A 12,870-nucleotide genomic window follows, 5' to 3' on the forward strand; every position below is an offset into this window, starting at 1 on the left:
AAGCCATGATCATAGATTATCGAAATATCATCACACTGGAACCAGGCAAACGTGGCGGGAAGCCCTGTGTCCGGGGGCTAAGGATTACCGTTTACGATGTCTTGTCTTGGTTAGCCGATGGCATGTCCGAGGATGAAATATTGGAGGATTATCCGGAACTGGAAACTAGCGACATTCGTGCCTGCTTGGCTTTTGCCGCAGATCGTGAGCGTAATGTATCCGCCATTGTTTGATGAAACTGCTATTAGACGAAAATCTATCCCGTCGGGCGGTGGCGTTTTTGCTGGATGCCTTTCCAGAAACGGCACAAATAGCGTTATTGGGTATGGAAAACGCCGATGATTTAACCGTTTGGCGTTACGCAAAGTCCAACGGCTTTGTCATTGTCACCAAAGACGCGGACTTTTTTGAGCTTTCGAATTTACTTGGCCAACCACCAAAAATTATCTGGCTAAAAACCGGCAATCAATCCAAAGCGGCAACCATTAACTGCTTATTAGCCAATCAGAACGCTATACAAGTGGCATTGTTTGACGAAGACAAGGCCTGTGTCGAAATTTATCGATAACAGCGAAATTCATATATCGCAAAGGGCGGTAGGCTGGGCAGAGCAACACGAAGCCCTGCAAATGTTTTGAAACGCTAGAGCTGATTCGTTGCAACGGTTCATTGGGTGAGAAAACTCATCAGCGAAATATTCAAAATCAATTTCCCTGCACCCCAAAATTCAACAAAACCTCTGCAAAATATCGTCCAGATTCAACAAGTCCGTATCCGTTAATTCAATCAAATTGAAATTGTACTTCTGATAAATGGCGAGTTTTTCCTGTTTTCGGGCTTGGTATTTGGCGTCGTTTTCGTAGCCTGAAAACACATGGGGATTGACTTTGCAGGCCAAAGGCCAGCCGATTGCGCACTAAATGACCGTTTGAGTTTATGCGTACCGGCCTGGGCATCGACGAGTCAGAACCGAATGCCAATGATAAGTGGGGAGCCCGGTTCAGTAAAAGCATAAATGAGCCTGAACAGCAGGGAAGCGGATGACGTATCTAAGACCTTAGCCCAATAGACAAAACTTAGGACTTACGTACACTTGACAAGCTTTGGAACGCGAACCTTTGTATCAACTTTTATAGACTATGGCGCTGCAGATTTTGGAAACCGATAGATTAATCTTGGTTGCTGACCGGGAGGTCTCGTCCTTTAAAGGGATCAATCGGGTCAGAGAGTGTCTGCAAGCCAACGTGGAATATGTTGCCAGCCGGGACGAATTGTCGCGATGGATCGTCGCCAACAAAGCGAATTTAACCAGCAAAAATATTGCCTTTGTGATGGTATTTGACCCGGACGTGGTCGAAATATCGCCGTCCGGTTCCGAGTTTGGTTTGTTACTGGAATACCCGCGGATTTGCATCACCCGCTCAAGCGATCTCTCAACCACCTTACGTTCGATAAAAACCGGTTTGTTTGATTTTATTGAAAAGCCGTTCAGTCTGGAGCAGATCCGCAAATGCCTTGAACTGGCGTTTTTCGAATATGAGTTCGCGACCACTATCAACAATCAATTCCGTAATCTGACCAAACGCGAAATTGAAACCTGCGAGTTGGTGGTACTGGGCCACACCAACAAGGAAATATCCGAAAAACTGGATATTTCCGTAAAAACCGTCAAAGTGCATCGTGCTAATTTAATGCGTAAAACCAACGCCAAAACGGTTACGGATCTTCTGAGGTTGCACGATACCTTCAAGTCAAATACGCGCCAAGGACCGAATGATTTGGTCACTATCCCGCCGTTTAAAATATTGAACACCCAACAAAGCAACAAGCGTGAGAAACGCCAAAAATCCCCGGCTTAGCCCCCCCTTGCTACCCAACAAACCCTTTTCGGCCAGCAATAACCGCAAGGCATAGCCAAATTTGAGACGCTCGTGACTGAATTTACAATTTTTCCAACGGTTGGGTCGATTGCGCAAAAACAACTTTTGCGCGCGACTTTAAATATGACTATTCGTTCGGTCTCGCAGTTGATAGACCAGCATAACGTCAGCAGCGTGGTGCTGGAGATCGGCGACGAATATTTTGTATTTTCCGTTGAAGATTTGCTGCGGCATCTGCACGCGGGCGGCAGTAATGATGCCACCTTGGCTGAATTGACATTACGCAAGATGACCTGCGTTTTCGAAAATGAACGTATTCTGACCGCATTCGAAATCCTTGAAAACAATGGCGACCGCTATCTAGGTGTCGTGGATTCCGCGGAGAGCCTGGTCGGGATATTGACCGATACCGACATTTTATCGGCGGTCGATCCTACCGTTCTGGTGCAAAAGAAAACCATCGGCGAGTTGGTGACCAGAATAGAGCCTGTCACCTTTACCGCAGACTGGATTTTGGACGATGTGCTGAACCATCTGCAAAAAATGGAGGATTCCATCATTGTGGTCGAAGCCAAAATACCGATAGGCATCATTACCACCAAGGATATTTTTAAACTAATTTCCGCTGCGGATACCACCGACAGACCGCTCCGGGAGTATATGACGAGTCCGGTCATTACCACCCAGGTCAGTTCAACTATTCAAGACGCGCTCGCGCAGTTAAAAACCTGTCACATCAAACGCTCCATCGTGGTGAATCTGGAAAACCAGTTGGTAGGTGTCGTTACGCAGAGTGAACTGGTGGGATTTGCCTATGGCACCTGGATTGATTTAATCAAACATCATGCCGGTGAACTCAAAGAGCTGGTGGCTATTCTGGACGCCAAGGCCAAGGGCTTTGAAAAGTCTTCGTTGACCGATCCCCTCACCGGACTTGGCAATAGACGGATGCTGGATAAAAGGCTGGCCGATGAAATCGGCCGCATGCGGCGTTACGATGCCCCGGCGTTTTCGCTGTTGCTATTGGACATCGATTTCTTCAAACACATTAACGATACACACGGCCACTTGATTGGTGACGAAATCTTGAAAGCCATCAGTCTGAAACTGATGAGTGTGGTCAGATGCAGCGATGATGCCATTCGTTGGGGCGGTGAAGAATTTGCGATTTTGCTGCCGCATACACTTCTTCAGGATGCCGTCGAGTTTGCAAATCGCTTGCGTACCACGATAGAAGACCATTCCTTCGTCGAGCAGATACAAATCACCATCAGCATAGGCGTCGGACAGTTTTCCATTACCGAGCACGAAAGCCAATTCCTTGATCGCGTAGACAAGGCGCTATACCTTGCCAAGCATCAAGGCCGCAATCGGGTGGTTGCCGATACCTCGTCTGGTCCGATCCAACATCTTGTCATGCCGATATGAAACGCATAGATAGCTAAGACTGTATTGCGGCTAATTCGCAAGGTCTCGATGCTCCAGTCAAAAGCGGCGATAATAGGCGCAGCGTTCCTCTAAACTATTTCAGCCTATATGCCCGCAGCTGGTCACGCCCACACCCTAGATAACGGCATAGCCGTGATCCACTCCAATCAACTGGAAGAGCTTCGCGATGTAGTCGAGTACTGGCTCAGACAACATCCCTTGCTGCCCTTGGAAAACGAGATTTTTCTGGTGCAGAGCAACGGCATGGGGCATTGGTTGAAGCAAAGTCTGGCGCAAAACTCATCGTTGGGCATCGCCGCCGCGATGAAGATGCAATTGCCGTCCTTGTTTATCTGGAGTGTTTACCGGGTCGTATTGGGCGAACAGATTCCCACCGAGCAACCCTTAGCCAAAGACCCACTGACCTGGCGCTTATATCGACTGTTGCCGGGCTTGTTGCAACAACCCGGCTTCGAAACGCTGGCCAGTTTTTTGACCGACGACAGCCATTGCCGCAAACGACACCAACTTGCCGAACAACTGGCGGATCTGTTCGACCAATATCAGGTGTATCGCTCCGATTGGGTGTCGGATTGGGCGGCGGGGCAGGATGTGTTGCGCAACGGCCATGGCGAAAGCAAACCGCTACCCAGCGCGCAGCTCTGGCAAGCCGCCATGTGGCGGGCCGTGCTTGAAGATTTGGGCGAAGAGTCGTCGCCGTTCGCCAGCAGGGCAGCGGTGCATGCCCAGTTCATGGCTAGAATCGACACCTTGACCGCCCGGCCCGCCGGTATGCCGCGCCGCGTCGTGTTGTTCGGTTTGTCTTCCCTGCCGCAGCAATCGCTGGAAGTGCTGGCCAAATTGGGCCGGTTTTGTCAGATCGTGTTGTTTGTGCATAACCCTTGCCAGCACTATTGGGCCGACATCATCGAAGACAAGGAACTGCTAAAAGCCGAGCGCCGCCGTCAGACGTATAAATCGGGGATGAGCGCGGCATTAAGCGATGCGGAACTGCATTTACAGGCGCCGCCCTTATTGGCGGCCTGGGGTAAACAAGGCCGGGATTATATTCGTTTGCTGGATCATTTCGATGAAACCCAAGCCTACGCCAACTGGCATTGGCCCGATAGTAAAATCGACATGTTCAAGGACTACGGCGAAGCAGGGCAGCGAAGTTTGCTGCAACATCTGCAACAGTCGATACTGGATATGGACCCGTTGCTCGAGCAGCCGGTTTTACTGGCTAGCGCCGATACGTCTATCCAATTTCATATCGCCCATAGTCCGCAGCGTGAAGTCGAAATTCTGCACGATCAACTGTTGGCGTGCTTCGAGAGTGCGCAACAAAATGGCAAGCCTCTGTATCCGCGCAATATCATTGTGATGGTGCCGGACATCAATACCTATGCGCCGCATATCCATGCGGTATTCGGCCAAATTCAAAGCGACGATCCGCGTTATATTCCCTACAGCTTGGCCGACCAGCAACAGCGCGGACAAAATCCGCTATTGCTTGCCGTGGACGCCTTGTTGAATTTACCCGAGTCGCGGTTTGCGGTTAGCGAATTTCTGGGCTTGCTGGAAGTGCCGGCCTTGCGGGCGCGGTTTGAGATTGACGAAACCGCTATACCTAAACTGCATCAGTGGATCGAAGAATCCGGCATACGCTGGGGCTTGAATGCTCGGCAGCGCGCGGAACGGGTGAATATGCCCGCAAACTTGCAGGCCAATACCTGGCAGTTCGGGCTGCGGCGCATGCTGCTAGGTTATGCGGTCGGTGCCGGTGGGGCATTCGATGAGATTCAACCTTACGAAGAGATCGGCGGCCTGGATGCGCAATGGCTGGGTGGTCTGGCGTTTTTGTTGGAAACGTTGGAAAAATACACAGAGCTTTTGCGGCTGGAATACCCGCCGGCCAAATGGCAGCAGCTATTGTCCGAACTGCTGAACGATTTTTTTCAAGTAAGCGACGAACGCGAACGAAAAACCCTGGATACCCTGACAAGTTCATTGGCTAATTGGTCGAGGTATTGCGAACAAGCCGGTTTAAACAGTGCGGATTTACTGCCCATTCATGTGGTAGGCGAGGCCTGGCTGGCTGGCGTTGACGAACCGTCCTTGCATCAGCGCTTTCTCAGCGGTCGGGTGAATTTCTGTACCTTGATGCCGATGCGCGCCATCCCGTTTAGACTGATTTGCCTGCTGGGTATGAACGACGGCGATTATCCGCGCAATCAACAGGCCCGCAGTTTCGATTTGATGAGCCAGCGCGGTCAATATCGCCCCGGCGACCGCTCGCGCCGGCAAGACGATCAATACCTGTTCCTGGAAGCGTTGCTGTCGGCGCGCGAACAGCTGTATATCAGTTGGGTAGGGCGCAGCATCCGCGACAACAGCGAGCGGCCGCCTTCGGTGCTGATCAGTCAATTACGTGATGTACTGGCGCAGGGTTGGGCGCTTGCCAATAAACCCGCGTTGTTGGCGAGAATTACCGTCGCGCATCCCTTGCAACCGTTTAGCGAAGCCTATGTGCAAAAACACCGCGATCCCGGCCTTTTTACCTATGCCAGTGAATGGTTTGTTCCAGCCGCCGCTCAGCCGCTTAACGGGCAAATCGTCTCCAGCTCGGATGATAAAACCTATGCATTGAGCCTGGAATCACTTGCGCGGTTTTTACGCGCGCCGGTGAAAAGTTTTTGTAACCAAACCCTGAAATTTGGCTTTGATAGCCTGGCCGTTACCAGCGAAGACTGCGAGCCGTTTGGAGTCGATAATCTGCAAGCGTATTTATTCAGCGATGAATTGCTGCAAGGTTTAACCTCGGAGTATCCGGACGACTTGGAAGAATACCTATCCAGGCAGCAGGCCGTGATGACGCAGAAAGGCCAATTGCCCTTGGGCGGATTTGCCCAGGCGAGTTTCGCGGCCTTAGCCGAGCCTGTCACGGCGGCTTGGGAGCGTTATCGCGAGTTGGCTTCTGTATGGTCAGAGGTTTTAGAACCGCACGTGTTGCAACTGGCGCCTTTTGCATTGGCCGGCGGCGTGATGGTGCAACTGACCGGCGATCTTAGTCAACTGCGCCAGCGCAACCAGCAAGCCGGTCTGTTGCATTTGACGGCGCAAACGCTGCTGAATAAAGACAAATCCATCAAGTATCCGAATTTATTTTTGCAGTGGCTGCAGCATTTGGCGGCTTGCGCCGCTAGTTTGCCGGTAAACACCTTAGTTGTCGGTGCCGATACGGTGCTGGAAATGCCGGTTGTTGAGCAAGACCACGCTTACCAACAGTTGCAAGACCTGGTTGCCGCTTATCACGAGGGCATGCAAGCACCGTTGCCCGTGGCTTGCCGCACCGCATTTTCCTGGCTTGCCGTCCCGCCGGAAACTGCACTGGAAAAAGCCCAAGCCAGATACGACGGCGACGATTGGAATGCCGGTGAAGTGCAATACGACGCCTATCTGGCCCGCTTCTTTCCCAATTTTGCCAGTTTGACGGCGTTTGCCGCTGACAAGGATTTTGCACACTGGGCGGATAATTTGTATCGGCCGATGTTGGCGCATATCCGCGAATTACCAGCGGCAGGGGAGGCGTCGGTATGACCACTGCTATCCCACTCAACCCCCTCGCATTTCCGTTGTCGGGTACGCGGCTAATCGAAGCCAGTGCCGGCACCGGCAAGACCTATACCATCGCGGCCTTATATGTGCGCTTGATTTTGGGACACCATCCCGATAGCGTCGAACCCAGCCGGTATCTATTGCCGCCGGATATTTTGGTGGTGACTTTCACCGAAGCGGCCACCAAGGAATTGCGGGAACGGATACGCGAACGCTTGAGTCAGGCGGCGCGGTTTTTTCGTCAGCAATTGCCAACTACGGATACGTTCTTGCAAGACATCCGCGCCAGTTACATAGAACAAGACTGGCCGGCCTGCGCCCGCCGTCTGGAATTGGCGGCCAACTGGATGGACGAGGCGGCGGTTTATACCATCCACAGTTGGTGCAACCGCATGTTGCAGCAACATGCTTTTGATAGCGGCAGTTTGTTTCGGCAGGAAGTCAACACCGACGATACCGAATTGCTGAATGAGGTGGTGCGGGACTATTGGCGCAGTTTCTATTACGACATGTCCAACGACGCCGATTTTCTTAGCCTGTATGCGCTGTTCAAGCATCCGAACGAATTACTGCTGGCGGTGCGTTCGCTGCTGAGCAACGCCGAGCCGATACCGCCTAGCTTGGCCGACGGTCAGTCCATCAAGGACTTGATTGCTGCGGTGGCGTCCATTCGGAAGACTGAGCTACAGGCTTTAAAAGCACCTTGGCTAACTTGGCTGCCGGAAGTGCGCGACCTATTGGAGGCGGCTATCGAAACCAAAGTGCTGCCGGCAAAAAATTACAATTCTACTAACCGCCGCAACTGGCTGGACAAAATCGAAGCGTGGAGTCTGGACCCTTTGCAGGATACGCTGGACATCGGCAAAGGCTTTGAGAATCTGTCGCCGGCCGGCATGGCACAATTAGCCAACCCGGGGCAAACCCCGCCCGAGCATCCTGGTTTTGCGGCGATTGGTCGCTTGCCCGCGGAACTGGCGGCGCTGCCCAGTTTAAAAGTCGAGCTGATCAAGCACGCCGTGCATTGGATCAGGCAGCGTTACGATTTTGAAAAGCAACGCATCGCTAGGATGACTTTCGACGACATGCTGATACGTCTGGATAACGCGTTGCAAGGTCGCAATGGCGACAGGCTAGCGCAGGTGATTCGCGAGCAGTATCCGATTGCTTTGATCGATGAGTTTCAGGATACCGACCCGGTGCAATACCGGATTTTTTCCACGCTCTACGCCACGCCAGCCGGCGGTGATTTTGCGTGTTTGATGATCGGCGACCCGAAACAAGCTATCTACTCGTTCCGCGGCGCGGATATTTACACTTATCTTAGGGCTCACCGCGATACCCAAGGCCGGCATTACACCCTGGGCACCAATTACCGTTCCACCCAGGCTTTGGTAGACGCGGTCAATCAGGTGTTTTTGCAAGCCGATCAGCAAGGGCGGGGCGCTTTCCGCTTTAAAACGCCACAAGATAATCCTTTACCTTTTTTGCCGGTCAAGGCCCAAGGCCGCGACGAGGTATGGCTTATCGATAAGCAAGCCGCCCCGGCCTTAACGCTGTGGCATTGGGAAACCGAGGGCGCGGTCGGCATGCCGGCTTATCGGGAAAGACTGGCGGAGGTGACGGCCAGCCAGATTGTTAAATTACTGAAGTCCGCTGATGCAGGGCAAGCAGGATTTAAATCGGCATCCGGTATGCAGGCTTTGCAGCCTGGCGACATCGCCATCCTGGTCCGTAGCGGCACCGAAGCGACGGCGATACGCAACGCCTTGGCGCGCCGCCGTTTGCGCAGCGTCTATCTTTCCGAACGCGATTCCATCTTTGCCAGCGGCGAAGCGGTCGACATGTTGCTTTGGTTAAATGCCCTGGCCGAGCCGCGTAATGAGCGTAAGGTGCGCGCGGCCTTAAGTTCGGCGACCTTTGCTTGGTCTTATCAAGATCTGCACGCGCTGGCCTTGGACGAACCCGGCTGGGAATTACATCTGGAGCGCTTTCTGACGTATCAACAACGCTGGCAACGGGACGGCATTTTGCCCGCGCTGCGGCAATTGATTAACGATTACGGCTTACACGCCCGTCTGACTGACGACAGCGAAGGCGAACGGTCGATTACCAATCTGCTGCATCTCGCCGAATTGTTGCAACAAGCCAGCACGCAGTTGGAAGGCGAGCAAGCCTTGATCAGGTATCTGGCCGAAGCGATAGAGGCGGGCGGCAGCCAGGCCGGCGACGACGGCATCATCAGGCTGGAGAGCGATGCCAATCTGATTAAAGTCGTCACGATTCATAAATCCAAAGGCCTGGAATACCCGCTGGTGTTTTTGCCGTTTATTTGCAGCTTTCGGGAAGTTGGCGGCCGCTTCAATGCCTATTACCGCTATCACGACGACAATCAGGATTTGCAAATCGATTTGCATAAACAAGAACGCATTAAAGCCATCAGCGACGAAGAGCGGTTGCAGGAAGATTTGCGTTTGCTGTATGTGGCGATGACCCGAGCCCGCCATGCTTGTTGGTTGGGTATCGCGCCGGTCAAGTCCGGCAGTACCAAGGATTGCCAGTTGGAAAAATCGGCCATGGGTGCGTTGCTTAACTGGCAGGCCAAAATGCCCATCAGCGCCTTGGCCGAGCAATTGATTGAACTGAAAGGCAGCTGTGACGCGATTTCGATAATGCCTCTACCGGAAATTGACTACGCGCGCTATAGCCCGGTTTTGGCAGATGAGGGTGGCTTTGATGCGCGCGTGCCGCTCGGCAAAATATCCAGTAATTGGTGGATAGCCAGTTATAGTGCTTTGCACATCGCGGACCACCTGACGCCTGCCGAAGATCAGTCTCGGCTGTTGCCTGAGTTTGAAACCGCCCACGACGATAAGCAAAACGACGAAGCCGAAATTGCTGCGGCGCTCAGTAGACCCTTGTCCGGTGTCCACGCTTTGCCCAGAGGCGCCGGTCCCGGCGTGTTGATTCACGATCTGCTGGAGGAGTGCGCGCAACGCGGTTTTGCCAGCGTCTCGGCAAATCCAGCCTTAATACAAGAATTGATTCAAAAGCGATTTATCGGCGGCGAATGGGAGAACAAACATGCCGTCATCGCTTCGGCCTTGTCGCACTGGTTGCACATGCCCTTGCTGGAGGACGCCAATGTTAGTTTGGCTGCGTTAGAAGCTAATGCCTATCAAACCGAACTGGAGTTTCTGCTGGGCGCCGATACCGTGGACACTGAGGAACTGGACCGCTTGGTCAGCCGCCACACCTTCGGCGGACAAGCACGTCCGGGCTTACTGCCTGGCCAAGTAAACGGGCTGTTAAAAGGTTTTATCGACTTGGTGTTCATGCACGATCAGCAGTATTTCGTGGTCGATTATAAATTCAACAGTTTGGGTGCCGATGACGCGGCGTATACGCACGAAGCCCTGACTGCGGCGATGTTGGCTAAACGTTACGATCTGCAATGCAGCTTGTATTTATTGGCCTTGCATCGTTTGCTGAAAGTCAGGCTGGGCAATGTTTACGACTACGATACGCACATCGGCGGGGGGCTGTATTTGTTCTTAAGAGGCGCGCAAGGGCCAAGGGTAGGGCGTGTTTTCGATAAACCACCCAGGGCCTTGATCGAGCGCTTGGATACCTTGTTTGGAGCATCTTTATGATCCGGCAAGCGGCGGTAATAGACAGTATGCAGCACTGGGTAGCGAAAGGCTGGTTGAGTCATTTGAATCGGGCTTTCGTCGGTTTTCTGTTGGATCTCGATCCGGCGGCGTCTGACCCGGTGCTATGGGCAGGGGCCTTGGTCAGCCATCAGCTGGATAGAGGAGAAGTGTATTTGGACTTGGCAAAACTCTGTGAGCAGCCGGGGATGACGCTGGCTATCCCGGCCGATGATGCTTGGGTCGTTGAACAGGACGCCGCTGCGGCCGAGTTGACGCGCTTAAAAGTGTATAGTCTTGAAGTTTGGCAAGCGGCGCTATCTCAATCAAGACTGGTGTCATCAGGAGCAGGCGATACGCCGCTGGTTTTGGCGGGCAACCGGCTGTATTTGCGGCGTTACTGGTGCTACGAACAAATACTGCAATCCCGTGTCGCGCAGCTCTTGCAACCGGCGCGGGACCAGCTGCCGGCGTCCTTGGCGGAACGCTTGCAGACGCTGTTTCCCGCGAGCTTGGAAAGCCCGGATTGGCAAAAAATTGCTTGTGTCCTGGCGTTGCGCGCCCGTTTTGCCATTATCACCGGCGGACCGGGGACCGGTAAAACCACTACCTTGACCAAACTGTTGGCCTTATTGATTGAACTGGCGCAACAGGAGAGCGATAAACCCAAAAATCTGAATATCTTGCTGGCGGCGCCGACCGGCAAAGCGGCGGCCCGAGTCAGTGAGTCGATTGCTAAAGCGCTCGATAACTTGGCTATCGACGACAGCATTAAACAAGCTATTCCCCGAAAAGCCAGCACCTTGCACCGCTTGCTGGGCAGCCGGCACGATTCGCGGCGCTTTCTACATAATCGCCACCATCCTATCGTCGCCGACATCGTGATCGTCGATGAGGCGTCGATGATAGATCTGGAAATGATGGCGTCGCTTTTGGAGGCCTTACCGGAAAATACCCAGTTGATCTTGCTAGGCGACAAGGATCAATTAGCTTCCGTCGAGGCCGGTTCTGTGATGGGAGATTTATGTCGCGGCGCCGAACACGCGGCTTATGATGCGGAAACGCTGGCTTGGATTGCTGATTATGCCGGCGAACCGCTCAAACCAGCCACTGCGCCTGGTTCTGCGATTAATCAACAAACCGTCATGTTGCGGCACAGTCATCGTTTCGATGCGCATAGCGGCATCGGCCAATTGGCTAAAGCCGTGAATCAGGGCGATGCCTTGCAGGCTCAGGCGATCTTAGCTGATACGGCACAGTACCCGGATTTGCTACCCGAACCGCGTGCAGAATATATCGTCTTACGCCAACACCCAACTGCGGACGCCGCCAGTAGTTTGTTAAGAAAGCTGGTGATTAATAGCGGGGACGCAGCCCGCCGAGGTTATGGCTATTATTTGGCGCAAATCAATCATGGCCGGCCGGACAGTGCGGAGCGGTACGACGAATGGGCCATGCAAGTGTTGACCGCCTTCGATGCGTTTCAGGTGTTGTCGGCATTGCGGAAAGGGCCGTGGGGCGTGGAAGGCCTTAATCAGCGCATCGAAGAATGGTTGTTTGCCAAAGCCAAGCAGGCCCTGTGGTACGAAGGCCGGCCGGTGATGATCACCCGCAATGATTACAATTTGGGACTAATGAACGGCGATATTGGGATTGCGCTGCGAGACAGTAACGGCAAGCTTAAAGTGGCATTTCCCAGTGCCGACAACAGTGCCGAGCCGACGGCCAATCTGAAAATACGCTGGATCTCGCCAATGCGCCTGCCGGACGTGGAAACTGCTTTCGCTATCACAGTGCATAAATCACAAGGCTCGGAGTTTGCTCACGTGGCCTTGGTCTTGCCGGAAAACATCAGCCCGGTGCTCACCCGCGAATTAATTTACACCGGCATTACCCGCGCCAAACAACATTTTAGCTTGCTGGAAAGCAGTGATGGGGTGTTTGTTAAAGCTATATTGACCTGCCGAAAATAGTGGTAAAGCAAAAATCTAGTTTGTTGGATTTTATAGGTAACACTTTGGGTCATGGATTCAGAGATACTTAAGCCGCTGCCGAATGACGGTTTTTAGAAATGGGAAATTGTTGAAACCGACCCACTCTTGTCTTTCGAGTTTCTCCAAACGGGCCAGACAATCAAATCTAAAGTCCGAAAACTGGACTTCTATAAAGCGGACATTGGTCTGCACGCGCTGCGGCCTAAAGCTTGTTTTGGCGCAATGATGAAAACTGATAGCATCTTCCTCATCTGATTGACTGATCATCTTAAACCATGAATATACCTTGTCCTCTAAACGCAC

Annotated in this window: 8 protein-coding genes; 7 read left to right on the top strand and 1 reads right to left on the bottom strand. The window is 52.8% G+C overall.

Annotated elements, in window-relative coordinates:
* Nucleotides 1–11: 11 nt before the first annotated feature.
* The 7 genes from ACMXD4_RS10710 (at nucleotide 12) to recD (ending at nucleotide 12,546) form a co-directional block, all read left to right on the top strand.
* Nucleotides 12–233 (top strand): DUF433 domain-containing protein, encoded by a 222-nt coding sequence (locus ACMXD4_RS10710; protein ID WP_367575530.1) that lies wholly within the window; start codon nucleotides 12–14, stop codon nucleotides 231–233.
* Nucleotides 233–568, top strand: coding sequence for a DUF5615 family PIN-like protein (locus tag ACMXD4_RS10715; RefSeq protein ID WP_415880736.1), 336 nt, complete (start codon nucleotides 233–235; stop codon nucleotides 566–568). Before ACMXD4_RS10710 ends, ACMXD4_RS10715 begins: the two co-directional genes overlap by 1 nt.
* 571 nt (nucleotides 569–1,139) lie before the next feature.
* Entirely contained in the window at nucleotides 1,140–1,859 is a 720-nt protein-coding gene (locus ACMXD4_RS10720; RefSeq protein WP_415880737.1) for a response regulator transcription factor, read from the top strand.
* Between the two features lie 72 nt (nucleotides 1,860–1,931).
* Nucleotides 1,932–3,308, top strand: coding sequence for a diguanylate cyclase (locus tag ACMXD4_RS10725; protein ID WP_415880738.1), 1,377 nt, complete (start codon nucleotides 1,932–1,934; stop codon nucleotides 3,306–3,308).
* Nucleotides 3,309–3,416: 108 nt separating this feature from the next.
* Nucleotides 3,417–6,908, top strand: coding sequence for an exodeoxyribonuclease V subunit gamma (recC, locus tag ACMXD4_RS10730; protein WP_415880739.1), 3,492 nt, complete (start codon nucleotides 3,417–3,419; stop codon nucleotides 6,906–6,908).
* On the top strand, nucleotides 6,905–10,576 hold the full coding sequence (gene recB / locus ACMXD4_RS10735) for an exodeoxyribonuclease V subunit beta (protein WP_415880740.1): 3,672 nt from the start codon (nucleotides 6,905–6,907) through the stop codon (nucleotides 10,574–10,576). The genes recC and recB overlap by 4 nt, the downstream gene beginning before the upstream one ends.
* Nucleotides 10,573–12,546, top strand: coding sequence for an exodeoxyribonuclease V subunit alpha (gene recD, locus ACMXD4_RS10740; RefSeq protein WP_415880741.1), 1,974 nt, complete (start codon nucleotides 10,573–10,575; stop codon nucleotides 12,544–12,546). Before recB ends, recD begins: the two co-directional genes overlap by 4 nt.
* 57 nt (nucleotides 12,547–12,603) lie before the next feature.
* Here the strand turns inward: recD and ACMXD4_RS10745 are convergent, their stop codons facing one another.
* Nucleotides 12,604–12,870, bottom strand: coding sequence for a hypothetical protein (locus tag ACMXD4_RS10745; RefSeq protein WP_415880742.1), 267 nt, complete (start codon nucleotides 12,868–12,870; stop codon nucleotides 12,604–12,606).

It is taken from the genome of Methylomonas sp. TEB (assembly GCF_047777895.1).
Lineage (GTDB): Bacteria > Pseudomonadota > Gammaproteobacteria > Methylococcales > Methylomonadaceae > Methylomonas.